Raw genomic sequence first — 14,738 nt, forward strand, 5'->3', positions numbered from 1 at the left:
TTGCAATGACAAAGCCGATGTGGCTATTAAGCCCGTTGTTGTTGGCCAGTTGCGGCAACCTGTTCCCCACAGCGACACCTGGCGATGCCACGCTCGAGCAAGCGCGGATCTACGCGGCGCGCGGGCAAGATGATGAAGCGATTAAACTCTTACAGCCACTGGTAGATGCCAACCCGCGGCAACCGCAATATAAAAACTGGCTGACGCTGCTGCAAGAGAAAAAGCTGCAAAAGCAGGTGCAACAGGCGGACAGTTTGCTGGAAGCACAACAATATGACGCGGCTGCGGTGATTTATCAGCAGATGTTGCAAACCTCATCTACCAATCGCGCTGCCAGCGATGGCTTGCAAAAAGTGCAATTGATGCGTAAACATGCCGCGCAAATAGAGCAGGTAAAAACCGCCATTGCGGCAGAAGATTTCGCCGGGGGCGAGTTTCTGTTGCGCAATGTGCTGGCTGAGCAGCCTGCGCATGTAGAAGCGCGCAAATTGTTCGAGCAGCTGGAGCAGAAGAAAAGCGAGCGCGTAGGCATAGTGCGGCCTGTGCAATCGTCACTGAAAAAGAAAGTCACGCTGGAGCTGAAAAACACGCCGGTTAAAAGCGCCTTCGAGTACCTGGGCAAAGCCGGGGGCTTGAATTTTTCGTTCGACCAGGAGTTGAATGAAGGCATACGTGTGAGTGTGTTGTTACGGGATACGCCGATTGAGCAGGCGCTGGACGTGATTCTCACCAGTCACCAGTTGGGCAAGAAAGTCCTCAATAATAATACCTTGCTGATCTACCCGCTCTCGCGCGCGGCGCAATATGAAGAGCTGTTTGTACGCAGTTTTTATTTGACGCATATGGATGCCAAGCGGGCATTGAACCTTATGAAAACTGTCTTGCGTGCCAGTGATATCTATATCGATGAAAAGCTGAATACGCTGGTGATACGCGACACCATGGACAGGATCAAAGTCGCCGAGAAGCTGATCGCCTCGCAAGACCTGAACGAGCCCGAGGTGATGCTGGAAGTGGAGGTCATGGAGATCAACCGCCGCAACCTCGAAAATCTGGGCATACAGTATCCGAGCCAGCTTGGGGTCGGCGTGCAGGGGAATGCCCAGGGCAGTACCAGTGGTCTTCAGCCACAGGCGGGCGAATTAACGCTGACAGAGTTGCGCAACTTTAACGGCAATCTGGGCGTATTCACGATCAATGATCCGGCCATTGTGTTGAACCTGCTGCATCAGGATACAGATACTAATTTACTTGCCAGCCCGAAGATACGCGTGAAGAACCGCGACCGGGCCAAGATTCATGTCGGCGATAAGATACCGGTATTGACCAGTGTTGCCAGTGCCCAGGGCTTCGTCAGCCAGAATGTGAACTATATCGAGGTGGGCATCAAACTGGACGTAGAGCCGGTGATCCAGATGCAGGACCAGGTCAGTATCAAGGTCGCGATGGAGGTGAGTAATATTACCGACCAGGTCACTACCAGTACTGGGGTGCTGGCTTACACCATCGGTAGCCGTAATGCCAATACCACCTTGCAACTGCGCAATAACGAAACGCAGATCCTGGCAGGCCTGTTCCGCGATGACGAGCAAAAAGTACGGCGCAAGGTGCCGGGGCTGGGTAGCCTGCCTATCATAGGCAAGTTCTTCAGTAACGATAACCAGGACAAGCGCAAGAATGAAATCGTGCTCTTGATCACGCCGCGCATCATGCACAACATCACCCCGGCCAATTCGGTTTATAGCCTGATCCCTTCCGGCGTGGCGGCGACTGCCAATCCGGTGGGGGCGGGTGGCGCGCGTACGGTGCAAGCAGCAGAGCCCGTGACGGCGCAACCTGTGACGCCGCAATCGACCCAAAGCAGTAATGCCCGCACTGATGGCGGTTTTGGTGCACAAATCATGAACAGCACTGATACTGGCACTGTGCAGCCATAGGTTTGTGAAAAGCATGAGGATATTTGTGCCGCGTCGCAGAAACGGATTCACGCTGGTGGAATTGCTGGTGACGCTGGCACTTTTGGCATTGTTGGTGACTTCGGCCAGCCCGGTGGTGCAACTGAACAGCAAGCGTGAAAAAGAGCGCGAACTGAAACGCGCGTTATGGCAGATCCGCGATGCACTGGATGCTTACAAGGATGCCGTGGACCAGGGTTTGATCAAGAAAACTGCCGATGGCAGTGGCTATCCGCCTAACCTGAGGATACTGGTGACCGGGGTTGAAAATGCACAAGACCCGAAAAAGAAAAAAATGTTTTTTTTAAGACGTATCCCGCGTGACCCGTTCGCACCGGATATCACGCTGACTAATCTGCAGACCTGGCGTATACGTGCTTATGACGGTGCCCTTGATGAGATGGCGAAAGATGTATATGACGTGGCCTCCCGCTCGGGAGCCATAGGCATCAACCAGCAACCCTATAGTGAGTGGTAAGCAGATGAAACGCGGATTCACACTGATTGAAATGCTGGTGGTGCTGGCGATCCTGGCCATGCTGTTGACCATCGTCAGCCCCAAGTTCATGCATATGTTGCAGCGTTCAAAAGAGACGACTTTGCGGCATGATCTGCTGACCATGCGCGACGCTATCGACAAGTTTTATAGCGACAAAAACCGGTACCCTGAAGTCCTAGAAGAACTGGTTGAACGGCAATACCTGAAGGCAATCCCCCCCGACCCGATGACAGAGCGTAGTGATACCTGGGTGATCACTTTGCCGCCTAACATAGACGAGCAGGGCAGTGTATTCGATGTGCATAGCGGTTCCAACCAACTGTCGGGGGATGGCACGCCCTATGCCATCTGGTAAGCGATCACGCGCCGGATTCGTGCTGATCGGCATGTTTATGCTGGTGATGCTGAGCGGATTGGTCATGGCGCAGGCTGCCATGCGCTGGCAGACCCAGGTGTTGCGCGAAAGGGAGCAGGAGCTGATTCGCGTCGGCCTGGCCTACAGAGACGCCATTGGGCGTTATTACAACCAGACGCCAGGCGTGGTGAAAATGTTTCCACATACCTTTGAAGCGCTGCTCAATGATGAGCGGTTTCCAAGTCCGCGCCGTCATTTGCGCAGGCCTTATCTCGACCCGATCACACAACGGGAAGGCTGGGGCATTGTGGAAGCCCCCAGTGGCGGCATCATGGGCATTTACAGTTTGTCTGATAAACCACCATTCAAAATCAAGGGCTATCGCGGAGACTTACAGCATTTGAATAACAAACGCTATTACGGCGAATGGTATTTTGTGTATGTGCCGCCTGCGATTTCCGGGCAGAATCCGCTTTAACTGCCTTAGTCATTATTCCATCTAAAGTAAGCATTCTTAAGGTGTTGTCTCCTTCTACTTCTCGTTGCTCCATGAGTCGCTATATCTATCAATTCAAAATGTGACGCTTTTTTAACCTTAAATGTAAAAATATGTTAAAAACATGAGGTTTTTTGCTGCCCCAGCGATGAATATATGTAGACGCAATAAAAGGAAAAATTCCTCATGTCAATGGGTGTTTTTCCTGATGTTGCGATTGTATTCAAAAAAGATTGATTTTTTAGCTTGAGGGGTCATTCGTGGACTTAGTACCTGACATCGTAGATTTAGTGCTGTATTTACTGGGCGTGCTTTCGGTGGTGGTGTGGGCCATCATCATTATCAAAAGCTGGGCCTGGTACAAGGCACAAAGTGAATCCACTGACTTCCTGTCCGAGTGGCAGCAAACACGCAGCATCTACGAATTACCTTTACTCATCTCCAAAAGCGAAAGCAGCTTTGCCCGCCTCTGTAATGCCGGCATGAATGCCATGAACGAAGTCATGGCCAATTCAGTGCTGCGCCGCAACGAACGCCAGGAAGTCATTTTGCTTTCACTCAAGCAACAAGCGTATCTTGAACATAAACGCATGGATGGCGGTGTCGCTGTCTTAGCCAGCATAGGCTCCACAGCCCCCTTCATCGGCCTGTTTGGTACCGTCTGGGGCATCATGAATGCCCTCAAGACCATCACCGCCACTGGCTCTGCCGGGTTGGATGTCGTTGCCGGCCCGATCGGCGAAGCCCTGATCGCCACCGCCATCGGCATTGCCACCGCTGTACCAGCGGTACTCGCTTATAACTACTTTATGCGCAGACAGAAAGTACACCGTGCTGATATGGAGCAAGTCGCCAGCCGCTTCCAGTCCTTACTCACCCAATCCGGCGTAGAAAGCTAGGCACAGGCAAATGGCTATCTTAGGCGATGCAGAGCAAGAAGACCTAGTGAGCGAGATTAACGTCACGCCCCTGGTGGATGTCATGCTGGTATTACTGACGGTGTTTATCGTCACCGCCCCCTTACTCATGAATGCAGTCAAGGTCAAACTACCAAAGGCTAGTGCTGAAATTGCCATCACCGTACCTAAGACTGCGCATATCAGCATCACCGATGCGGGCGATGTCTTCCTCGACCAGCAAAAGCTGGCCCTGGACGCCCTGACCAGCAACCTGGGCACCTTGAAACAGCAGCAAGACCCGGCTGTTGAGATCTACGCCGATGAGCATGCCGAGTATGGCATTGTGGCCAAGGTACTGGCGGCGATACAGCGGGCAGGCATCAGCAAGTTCAGTTTTGTGATGTCACCGGAAGCGGGCAAGTAAGTCGATGCTGCAGATGAGGCCATTGCAAATGAGGCGATTACCATGACCAGCCTGGTGTTGATGGAGGATGAGAGCCATGCCAAGGTCTGGCGCGCAGTCGGCATCTCGATCGGGCTGCATTTGTTGGTGGTTGCTGTCTACCCGACACTCAGCCATATCACACTGCCAGCATTGCCAGATAAGCTGGAAATCGAATTCTTCACCATGAAAATGCCTGCTTCAAAGCCCAGTGAGCAACAGGTTTCTCCGCCGGTGGTGACCTCGGCCCCACCAGAGCCACAAACGACGACTACAACCGTCAAGCCACGTACAGCACCCCCGGTGGAGAATCAGAAGTCGGTCATCACGGCCCCCTCGCATAACGAGGCGAATTACCAGGTGCCAGAGCAGGCTTTGCCTGCAAGGGTGGAACCGGCTCCAGCCGTGAATACGACGCCTTCACCCAGTCATAGCGATGCGGCAAACCATACGGCGACTGAGTCAGTCGCCAAAGATGCCCGCTCGGCGCCTGCGGTCAATGCATCGGCGAGTAATGAGTCGGATGAACTTACCGCCAGCGATAGTGATGCGTGGGGCGATTATGGCGATCAGTTACGCTCCCTGGTCAATAAAAGTAAACAGTATCCGGCTATCGCAGTCAGGCGTCATCTGGAAGGTGATGTGACTATCCTGGCGCAGTTTGTGCGCGGGGAACTGGTGCAAGTATCACTGGTGGACACCAGCAAGCATGCACCGCTCGATGAAGAAGCCGTACGCATGGTGAAAAAAGCGATCGCGCAACTCGGCACCAAAGATAGTTTAAGAAGCAAAACCTTCAAGATCACCATCCCGGTTTCCTTTAGATTGGAATAAGTTTTATCACCGCTCTGCAGCAGGCATACTCGGAAAGCCAATCCCGCACTTTCTAAACGATGATGCCTGCATTTCACCCCCTGTACTTACCAACTTCCTCCGGTAAGTGCAGGGGATTTTTTTAAAATGCAGAAATAACCCCGCTTTATTGATTGATTTTTTCATTGCATAACCCCAAAGTTCTGGCTGGAAAAATCACCGGCTGACCGTTTACGTTTGTAAAGAAATCGTTCGCCATCTTACTGATTTTTTTAATTTTTTTAATCGACACGCGCTATTCGAAGGCCATGCAGGTATCGACAATCAAATTCGCGCGGTTGGTGAATCAGCTACTTTTTCCTGAGCGGCCATGTTCTTTTTTCTTGTCACTCAGGTTGTCTTATGCTACCTTTCAATGTGTAACAAATTTGTAACTAAACGTAATTTAGTTGCTACAGATTCAGTTCTGGGTTGGCAAACATGTTATCCATCTGCGAAACACAATGCATTGCAAAGCCAAACGCTTCCGCTTCTGCTGAAAGTGTCTGGAGGTTGTTGCTGAGTTTGGGCGTATTAACAGGGCTGATAGCCATTGCTTTTTTGCATATCGGTGCCTGGATGGTGTTGCCATTTGCTGGTTTGGAATTAGTGTTAGTGGTTCTGGCGTTTGTGTTGGTGTTGCGACACAGCAGTGATTACGAAAAAATCACGTTCGCCGAGGATCATGTTGAGATAGAACAAAGTGTATTGGGCAAAATAAAACACGTTCGCTTTCAACGATATTGGACCCGTATAACGCTCAGAGAAGGTGAGAACGGTAAAACGTCACTGTGGATCGGGTCCCATAATCAAGAAGTCGAGTTTGGACGTGACACCATGAACAACGCGCAACGCGATGAACTGGTGTCTCATCTCAGACGCACACTTCTCAAAACTAAATAACTAGATTTTGGAGCAGATTAGATGCAAGGAATGAAGAAACTCGGGGTTAGTGCTTTTGCACTGTTTTATTCATTAAGCGCACGCGCTGATTATACGTTCAACTTCCCAGAGCCAGTGACACCTATGGCGCTGGACACGCTGCATGTGCATAACAAGTTCATGCTGATTACCGCCGTGATCTTTGTGGTGGTGTTGGCAATCATGATTTATTCCATTGTGAAGCATCGCCACAACAAGGGTTATAAAGCCGTTGTTGATAAGGCACCCTCCACCACCATGGAGATCTTCTGGACTCTGATCCCATTTGTCATTTTGTTGCTGATTGACTTTGTCATCATGGGCATCCCGGCTTACCACAGTGTGGTGATGATGGAAGATACGCGTGACCAGTCAACCATGGTGATCAAAATCACTGGTTCACAGTGGCGCTGGCAGTATGAGTATCTCGACGGCGATGCCAAAGGCATCAAGTTCGTCAGCAACCTGGCGACGTCTAATGAGCAGTTGAACAATACAGAAGAAAAAGGCGAAAACTACTTGCTGGAGGTTGATAATCCACTAGTGTTGCCTGTGGGCGAGAAAGTCCGCATCCTGATGACCGCATCCGACGTATTGCATAACTGGTGGGTGCCACAGTTTGGTTCTTCACGTGTGGCAGTGCCGGGCTTTATCCGTGAGACCTGGGTGCAGGTTGAAAAAGCCGGTGTATATCGAGGCCAATGTAAAGAGTTATGCGGTAAAGGCCATGGTTATATGCCAGTGGTAGTGAACGCTGTTTCTAAAGAGGAATTCGCTGCCTGGGCAGGCAAGAAACAAGATGAGCAAAAAGCTGCAGGCGATGTCAAAGAGTTAACCAAAGAGGAATTGCTGGCACAAGGCAAAGTCGTTTACGAGAAAAACTGTGCGGTTTGCCACCAGGTGACAGGGGCAGGCTTGCCTCCTGCATTCCCTGCACTGACAGGCAGCAAAATTGCCGTGGGGCCGATTTTCGGGGCGGACGGCAAATATCAAAAAGACAGTCATCTTGATCGCGTACTGAACGGTAAAGGCGTGATGCCACCCTGGAAAGGGACCTTGAATGACACTGAAATTGCTGCAGTGATCACTTATGAGCGTAATGCCCTGGGGAATACCGCTTCGGTAGATGCCCTGGTGCAGCCGCCACAAGTCAAAGCAGCACGTGAATAATACTTTAAGAGATTTTTAGGAGAGCAACGATGAGTACTACTTCCGTAGCACATCACGACGAGCACCAGGAGCATCCTACCGGGATCATGCGTTGGTTGACGACAACCAATCACAAGGATATCGGGACCATGTACCTGACATTTTCACTGGTGATGTTTTTGGTCGGTGGCTGTATGATTCTCGGCATCCGTGCCGAACTGTTCAAGCCAGGCCTGCAATTGATGAACCCTGAGTTCTTCAATCAGTTGATTGGCGTGCATGCGCTGATCATGATTTTTGCGGCGCTGATGCCTGCCGCAACTGGTTTCGCTAACTGGATGTTGCCGTTGCAACTTGGCGCACCTGATATGGCATTGCCGCGGTTGAACAACTGGGGCTTCTGGATTCTGCCACCTTCTGCCATTTTGCTGACACTGCCTTTTACCCTGGCACTGTTTGGTATCGGTGATGGCGCGCTGGCAACCGGCTGGACTTTCTACCCGCCGCTCTCAGTACAAGGTGGCATAGGCGTGGACTTCGCTATTTTTGCCGTGCACTTGCTGGGGATCTCTTCAGTTTTAGGTTCCATTAACGTCATCGTAACCATTTTCAACATGCGTGCCCCAGGCATGACCTTGATGAAAATGCCATTGTTTGCTTGGGGCTGGCTGATCACTGCCTTCCTGTTGATTGCAACCATCCCTGTATTGGCAGGTGCTGTGACCATGCTACTGACCGACCGTCATTTTGGTACGCACTTCTTTGATGCGGCCGGGGGTGGCGACCCGATCATGTTCCAGCATTTATTCTGGTTCTTCGGCCATCCGGAAGTTTATATTCTGCTGTTGCCGGTATGGGGGTTCATTCCACAGATTCTGCAAACATTCAGCCGTAAACCAATGTATGGCTACAAAGCGCAAGTATATTCACTGTGGTCTATCGGCGCACTGTCAGTGGTCGTGTGGGCGCATCACTTCTTTACTGCTGGTATGCCAGTCCCTGCGCTGCTGTATTTTATGTATAGCACCATGGCGATTTCGCTGCCACTCGCTGTTTTATTCTATTGCTGGATCCGTACCATGTGGAAAGGGGCGATGAGTTTTGAAACCCCTATGCTATTCAGCGTGGGCTGGATCATCCTGTTCGGTGTTGGTGGTCTGACAGGCCTAGTGCTGGCTGATGTGGCCGCCGATGCGCAATATCACAACAGTTATTTCGTGGTTGCACATTTCCACTACACCTTATTTGCCGGTGGCATCATGGGCATCATGGCGGGTGTGTATTACTGGCTGCCAAAGATGACTGGCCATATGTACAACGAGAAGCTGGGCAAGCTGCACTTCTGGTTAACCGCCATTTCATTCAATGTCACTTTCATTCCGCAGTTCTTTGTCGGGCTGGCAGGCATGCCACGTCGTATCCCTGACTATGCCTTGCAGTTTGCCGAATTCAATATGATTTCGACAGTGGGTGCATTTGTATTGGGCTTGTCACAACTGCTGCTGGTTTACAACATCATCAGTTGCGCCAGAGGCGGCCAAAAAGCGACGGACAAAGTGTGGGAAGGCGCAATTGGCCTGGAATGGACATTGCCGTCACCGCCGCCTTATCACAGCTTCACCGAGCAACCGATCGTTAAGTAATCTTGCTTGAGGCCAGTGTCATTCAACGATAGTGAAATGGCACTGGTAGCAAAAGCATACTGGCAGAGAGAAATACAGGAAAAAGATTTTGAGCAACAAACCGAAGCAAAGTAACAATAGAAAGATTGCCTGGATTTTGGCTGGTGTGGCTATCGCATGGTATGTGATTTCAATGTTTACCATGTGGAAATAATGTTGTTGAGTATGTAATCGTGAACGAGCAACAGTCGCAGGCCAATAAAAAACTGGCACTCAAATTAGTGTGGATTGTTGCCGGTGCTTTGCTGTTTGCATTTGCATTGGTGCCACTGTATGACGTGATCTGCTCTGTGACCGGTTTGAATGGCAAAACAAGCAATATCGCACAGACGGCAACTGCCCAAAAGGTAGATGCTTCGCGTGAGGTGACAGTGCAATTCGTCTCTTCTGTGATGCCAGGGTTGGGCTGGAATTTCTATCCCAAACAAAGCAGTGTCAAAGTACACCCCGGGCAAGTGACCGTGGTGATGTTTGAAGCAAAAAATATTACGAGTGAAGTGGTGGCCGGGCAGGCGATCCCGAGTGTCACACCGGGTAAAGCCTCGGCCCACCTGAAAAAGATTGAGTGTTTTTGTTTTGTGCGGCAATCCCTCAATCCAGGTCAGGTGAAACAGCTGCCACTCAGGTTTTTTATCAGTGCGGATCTGCCGCCAGATGTGCATGAGTTAACGTTATCGTACTCATTTTTTCCGGCGAGCAATGATTCAAATTAATAATTGATGTGTGTATTAGGAAGTTTTGATTAAGGGCAACTTCTAAGCCAGACGTGGCGTGAGTAAAAAATTTTGACGCAGTATATATTGATATATAAGGATCAATTTTTTATGAGCAACAACGTATGGCGACGAAGAGGGGCTTAGGCAAAGCTTACGTAATTATAAAAATCAAATGATTGGGAGTTAGGCATGGCAAGTCATTCAGATAACCATTATTTCGTACCACATGGCAGTATTTACCCTGCATTCATTTCTATAGGCCTGCTCTCTATGGCCAGCGGTTTTGTATTTAACGTGACCGGCTCTGATTTGCGCGGTGATGGTTCCCTCAAGAATCCCTCACTAGACTATCTGGCGACGCCAGGCAAATACATGATGTACCTGGGCTTGGCGATTATTCTGTTCATGATGTTCAAATGGCTGAGCGATGTCGTCACCGAGAGCCTGACCGGGCAGTATAAAAAATGGGAAGACAAGTCATTCCGCATCGGCATGATTGTGTTTATCTGTTCCGAAGTGGCATTTTTTGCGGCGTTCTTTGGCGCGCTGTTTTATATGCGGGTATTGTCGGTGCCTGACTTGGCTTCCTATGCGCCGGATATTACGCCCTATAAGGATTTTCTCAATAGCTGGCCATCACAGGGTCCAGGCGGTGTAGTGCTGGGCGAGACGTTTAAGCCTAACCCTGAATTCCACCCGATGTCTTGGAGTGGTTTGCCTCTGATCAATACCTTGTTACTGTTGAGTTCTGGCGCAACCATTACCTGGGCGCATTGGGGGCTGATTAAAAACAACCGCAAACAATTGGTTGTGGGTTTGGCTCTGACAGTGGCTTTGGGGATTACTTTCCTGATCTGCCAGGCTGCAGAATATCACCATGCCTACACTGAAATGGGGCTGACACTGAAGTCCGGGGCTTATGGTGCCACTTTCTTTATGCTGACCGGTTTTCACGGTTTCCATGTGACGATTGGTACATTGATGTTGATCGTCATTTTGCTGCGCAGTATGAAAGGCCACTTCACACCAGAACATCATTTTGGTTTTGAAGGCGTGGCCTGGTACTGGCACTTTGTGGATGTGGTGTGGTTAGGCTTATATATCTTTGTCTACATGCTCTAGCAATACAAAAAGGGCGCCAAAAGCGCCCTTTTCTGTCACTGCAGATATTTAGTTGTTAGTAATCAAAGGCAGTTCAGTTAAACAAAAAAATCAGCAGGTGCAAAGTTCTAATGGCAGTTCATTAAAGCGTGTGGCCGATATAGCCAAAGTGGGCGGCAATAATCAGCAGCAGAAATAAGGTAATGGACAGGCCAATACGCATAGTCAAGGCTTTGACTGTGCGGTCAGAACCCTGTTTATCCTTGAGTAGAAATACCAGGGCTGAAAACAAACTGCCTATGATGACAAGTAGTATAAGAACTGTTGCGATTTTAATAAGCATGGTGTGATCCTGCGCTAAGTGAAAGCAAATAGTGAAGGCACATTATGGGCTGTAAGTAAGAAAATGCAAATACCTTTAGGATCGTATGTTTTGAGGGTGCGGCCGGTGGTGATGTTGGTCGTGGCTCTCCTGGTTTTTGGCTGTTTGAAATTGGGCATGTGGCAGTTGCACAAAGCCGAACAAAAGCAGGCGATTACGCTTGCCCTGGCTGATGGAAAACTCAATGTGGTCGAGCTGGCGGCGCAGGGTAAGCTGGACGAAGAGAGTATAGAGGCATTGCATACGCGGACGGTGAAACTGACCGGGCGTTATCTGGTTGAACAAAGTTTTTTTCTTGATAATCAGGTGGAGCAGGGGCAGGCAGGCTTTCATGTGCTGACGCCGTTTTTGTTAAATGATCAGCACACGGTCATTCTGGTGAATCGAGGTTGGGTGGCAGGGTTCACTGATCACCAGCAGTTGCCCGTGATTGCAACTAACCCTGCCGAGCAGACCGTGACAGGCATGTTGTGGCACCAGAAGAAAACTGGTTTTCAATTGAGTAAGCCAGATGCAACATGGAGTAAAGTACAACAGGTGATCGATTTTGAATATTTGCAGCAGCTACCTAAGCCGTTAGTGCCGCATGCTATATTGAAGCTGGATCCTGCAGTCGCGCAAGATGGATTTGTCAGGCATTGGGACGTACCCGCCGGGCAGGTCGAGAAACATTTAAGTTATGCCTATCAATGGTTTGGTTTTGCTTTGGCAAGCATCCTGATTGGTGTGTATCAAATGCTGGAAAAACGGCAGGAAAAAGATTAGTCAGGCAGGTTCATGCAAGAGAATTCAACTACGCACGTTTCATTGAATACCGCACAGCAGCGCAAAGGGCGCATGATTTTTTTACTGCTGGCGATTTTCTTCACTGTGCCTTTGGTAGTGGTAGTAGCGATGATCAAATTTGATTGGCGCCCCAGTGGCAAAAGCTACGGCCAACTGATTCAACCACCGGTTTCAATCGCTTCTACTACTCATTGGGTCACTGATGACCAGCAAGCTGCGCCGGCATTCTGGCAGGATAAATGGAGCATGGTGCTGATTGCTGGCGAATGCGATGCACGTTGCATGCAGCGTCTGTACGATTTGAGGCAAGTCTATGTCTCACTCTATAAAGACATGATACGCGTGCAGCGCGTCCTGATCACGCAACAGGCCGACACGCAACAGATTCGTGCGCGTTATCCTGATTTGCTGATCATCAATGGTGAGTCTGAGCAGGTGGCTGCTCTGGGTCGCATGTTGAGTGGCGGCGGGCAGAATACTTTGGCAGCGCAACGGGTTTATTTTATTGATCCGCTGGGCAATATCATGATGCAGTATGCCTCTGAGCAAGAAGCAAAATGGATACGTAAAGACCTGATGAAATTGCTGAAGGCTTCCTGGGCTGGTTGATGATGTTTAAACCATTAAGTGTGTTAGCCGTCATTCTGGCATTCTGCGTGGTAGTGCTGGGCTCCTATGTGCGCTTGTCTGATGCCGGCTTAGGCTGCCCTGACTGGCCAGGCTGTTATGGCGCCTTGTCTGTGCCGCAAAGTGAGTCGGCGATTCAGTCTGCGCAGCACGCTTATCCGGATAGGCCACTGGAGCATGCTAAAGCCTGGAAAGAAATGGCGCATCGTTATCTGGCTGGTAGTTTGGGGCTAGTCGTGGTTGGCCTGGCCTGGCTGGCGTATAAACACCGGCAAACAATCCGCACCAGCTGGCAGTTGTCTGCAGCCCTGGTAGTGTTGATCGTATTGCAGGCATTACTGGGTATGTGGACAGTAACCCTGTTACTCAAGCCAGTCATCGTCACGTTGCATTTGTTGGGCGGGATGAGCACGTTGGCAGTGTTATGCTGGATAGCGGTACGCAATACGGTACAGCCATCCATCGCTTTGCCAGCGCCGCAGCAGTGGTGGTTGCGGCTGGCATTGTTGGTGTGGTTGCTGCAAGTCATGCTGGGTGGCTGGACCAGCAGTAATTATGCGGCGCTGGCCTGTACGGATTTTCCAACTTGTCATGGCTTGTGGTGGCCGGGCATGGATATGCATGATGCCTTTCACCTCACGCGTGCGCTTGGTGAAAGCCGAGATGGTGGTCAATTGCATCTGGATGCCTTGACAGCGATCCAATGGGTGCACCGGCTGGGGGCTTTGGTGGTGCTTGCCTGGGGTATGGTCAGCATCAAGATTTTGTTACAACGCAAAACTGCCAGAAGCCTGGCATGGACACTGTTGTTTGTGTTGTTGTTACAAATCAGCGTCGGCATAGGCAACCTGCTACTACAGTTACCGCTGGTGCTGGCAGTGTTGCATAACGCGGGCGCTGCGCTGCTGGGCATCTGCCTGGTGGCTGTGAATGCAAGATTAATAAATACGTCTTATTAGAAAAGTTGGGGGATTAGTCATGCAAAGTATTTGGGTTACACAACTGACATCGGCCAAAATGAGCTTGCGTAGTTTTTATGCCTTGTGCAAGCCGCGTGTCACGGGATTGATTGTATTTACGGCGATCATAGGCATGTTCATGGCCACGCCCGGCATGGTGTCGCTACAGATATTGCTGGCAGCGACAGTGGGGATTGCCTTTGCCTCGGGTGCGGCGGCAGCATTTAATTGCTTAATCGAGCACAAGATCGATGCCATGATGGCGCGTACGCGCGCGCGGCCTATTCCGACTGGCCAGTTATCACAAATGGAAACATTGCTGTTTGCCAGTGTGCTGGGTGGCCTGGGCCTGAGTATTTTGTATTACTGGGTAAACCCGCTCACCATGTGGCTGACACTGGGGACGTTTGTAGGCTATGCCGTGATTTATACCGTTTTCCTGAAACCGGCGACCCCGATGAATATTGTGATCGGCGGCGCATCGGGTGCCATGCCACCTATCCTGGGTTGGGCAGCCGTCAACAACACCGTTTCGCCAGAAGCACTGGTGATGTTCCTGATTATTTTTGCCTGGACACCGCCGCACTTCTGGGCGCTGGCCTTATATCGCCGTGAAGAATACGCAAAAGTCGGCATGCCTATGCTGCCAGTGACGCATGGTGAGCAATTTACCCTGCTGCATATCTTGCTGTATACCGTGATCCTGATTGTGGTGTCTTTGATGCCTTATGGCCTGGGCATGAGTGGCTGGCTATACCTGGCTTCTGCGGTGTGCCTGAACGCTGTGTTTCTGTACTATGTGGTCAGCCTTTACCGTCGTTACTCCGACGAGCTGGCCAAGACGACTTTCAAATACTCGATTCTTTACCTGAGCCTGATCTTCGCAGCTTTGTTACTGGATCATTACGTGATCTAAC

The 14,738-nt window shown here is 50.4% G+C and carries 17 protein-coding genes; 16 read left to right on the top strand and 1 reads right to left on the bottom strand.

The annotated features are described in order from the left end of the window. The first annotated feature begins 5 nt into the window (after window positions 1–5). From ACTS9Y_RS09155 to ACTS9Y_RS09210, 12 genes are all read left to right on the top strand, one after another. The gene (locus ACTS9Y_RS09155) at window positions 6–1,937 is read left to right on the top strand and encodes a type II and III secretion system protein (RefSeq protein ID WP_442585631.1); all 1,932 of its coding nucleotides are present in this window, start codon (window positions 6–8) and stop codon (window positions 1,935–1,937) included. Between the two features lie 25 nt (window positions 1,938–1,962). Next, the gene (locus ACTS9Y_RS09160) at window positions 1,963–2,433 is read left to right on the top strand and encodes a prepilin-type N-terminal cleavage/methylation domain-containing protein (protein WP_442585632.1); all 471 of its coding nucleotides are present in this window, start codon (window positions 1,963–1,965) and stop codon (window positions 2,431–2,433) included. Then, entirely contained in the window at window positions 2,423–2,809 is a 387-nt protein-coding gene (locus tag ACTS9Y_RS09165; protein WP_442585633.1) for a type II secretion system protein, read from the top strand. The genes ACTS9Y_RS09160 and ACTS9Y_RS09165 overlap by 11 nt, the downstream gene beginning before the upstream one ends. Then, a complete protein-coding gene (locus ACTS9Y_RS09170) occupies window positions 2,796–3,287 on the top strand; it encodes a type II secretion system protein (protein ID WP_442585634.1) in 492 nt (163 codons plus the stop codon). The genes ACTS9Y_RS09165 and ACTS9Y_RS09170 overlap by 14 nt, the downstream gene beginning before the upstream one ends. Window positions 3,288–3,565: 278 nt before the next feature. Further along, window positions 3,566–4,204 (top strand): MotA/TolQ/ExbB proton channel family protein, encoded by a 639-nt coding sequence (locus ACTS9Y_RS09175; protein ID WP_442585635.1) that lies wholly within the window; start codon window positions 3,566–3,568, stop codon window positions 4,202–4,204. Between the two features lie 10 nt (window positions 4,205–4,214). Then, the gene (locus ACTS9Y_RS09180) at window positions 4,215–4,628 is read left to right on the top strand and encodes an ExbD/TolR family protein (RefSeq protein WP_442584493.1); all 414 of its coding nucleotides are present in this window, start codon (window positions 4,215–4,217) and stop codon (window positions 4,626–4,628) included. A 42-nt stretch (window positions 4,629–4,670) separates the two neighbouring features. After that, on the top strand, window positions 4,671–5,480 hold the full coding sequence (locus ACTS9Y_RS09185) for a TonB family protein (RefSeq protein WP_442585636.1): 810 nt from the start codon (window positions 4,671–4,673) through the stop codon (window positions 5,478–5,480). Window positions 5,481–5,939: 459 nt separating this feature from the next. Beyond that, window positions 5,940–6,401 carry a DUF2244 domain-containing protein gene (locus ACTS9Y_RS09190; RefSeq protein ID WP_442585637.1) on the top strand — a complete coding sequence of 154 codons (462 nt, stop codon included), beginning with the start codon at window positions 5,940–5,942 and terminating at the stop codon, window positions 6,399–6,401. Window positions 6,402–6,422: 21 nt separating this feature from the next. Next, a complete protein-coding gene (gene coxB, locus ACTS9Y_RS09195) occupies window positions 6,423–7,589 on the top strand; it encodes a cytochrome c oxidase subunit II (RefSeq protein ID WP_442585638.1) in 1,167 nt (388 codons plus the stop codon). 29 nt (window positions 7,590–7,618) lie between these two features. Continuing rightward, window positions 7,619–9,211 (top strand): cytochrome c oxidase subunit I, encoded by a 1,593-nt coding sequence (gene ctaD, locus ACTS9Y_RS09200; RefSeq protein ID WP_442585639.1) that lies wholly within the window; start codon window positions 7,619–7,621, stop codon window positions 9,209–9,211. 212 nt (window positions 9,212–9,423) lie between these two features. After that, complete coding sequence (locus ACTS9Y_RS09205; RefSeq protein ID WP_442585640.1) at window positions 9,424–9,963, top strand: cytochrome c oxidase assembly protein; 540 nt, start codon at window positions 9,424–9,426, stop codon at window positions 9,961–9,963. A gap of 192 nt (window positions 9,964–10,155) precedes the next feature. Beyond that, the gene (locus ACTS9Y_RS09210) at window positions 10,156–11,088 is read left to right on the top strand and encodes a cytochrome c oxidase subunit 3 (protein WP_442585641.1); all 933 of its coding nucleotides are present in this window, start codon (window positions 10,156–10,158) and stop codon (window positions 11,086–11,088) included. 121 nt (window positions 11,089–11,209) lie between these two features. On the opposite strand, the gene ACTS9Y_RS09215 is transcribed toward ACTS9Y_RS09210, so the two are convergent. Further along, window positions 11,210–11,410: a twin transmembrane helix small protein gene (locus ACTS9Y_RS09215; RefSeq protein ID WP_379034886.1), complete on the bottom strand. Its 201-nt coding sequence runs from the start codon at window positions 11,408–11,410 to the stop codon at window positions 11,210–11,212. A 111-nt stretch (window positions 11,411–11,521) separates the two neighbouring features. Here ACTS9Y_RS09215 and ACTS9Y_RS09220 point away from each other — a divergent pair, with 111 nt between their 5' ends. Genes ACTS9Y_RS09220 through cyoE form a run of 4 tightly spaced genes read left to right on the top strand, consistent with a single transcriptional unit; the run spans window position 11,522 to window position 14,737 of the window. Continuing rightward, window positions 11,522–12,214 (top strand): SURF1 family protein, encoded by a 693-nt coding sequence (locus tag ACTS9Y_RS09220; RefSeq protein WP_442586934.1) that lies wholly within the window; start codon window positions 11,522–11,524, stop codon window positions 12,212–12,214. A gap of 12 nt (window positions 12,215–12,226) precedes the next feature. Then, complete coding sequence (locus ACTS9Y_RS09225) at window positions 12,227–12,844, top strand: SCO family protein (RefSeq protein ID WP_442585642.1); 618 nt, start codon at window positions 12,227–12,229, stop codon at window positions 12,842–12,844. Window positions 12,845–12,846: 2 nt separating this feature from the next. Then, window positions 12,847–13,821: a COX15/CtaA family protein gene (locus ACTS9Y_RS09230; protein WP_442586935.1), complete on the top strand. Its 975-nt coding sequence runs from the start codon at window positions 12,847–12,849 to the stop codon at window positions 13,819–13,821. 19 nt (window positions 13,822–13,840) lie between these two features. Then, the gene (gene cyoE / locus ACTS9Y_RS09235; RefSeq protein WP_442585643.1) at window positions 13,841–14,737 is read left to right on the top strand and encodes a heme o synthase; all 897 of its coding nucleotides are present in this window, start codon (window positions 13,841–13,843) and stop codon (window positions 14,735–14,737) included. The last annotated feature ends 1 nt before the right edge of the window (window position 14,738 follow it).

It is taken from the genome of Methylophilus sp. (assembly GCF_052173275.1).
GTDB lineage: Bacteria > Pseudomonadota > Gammaproteobacteria > Burkholderiales > Methylophilaceae > Methylophilus.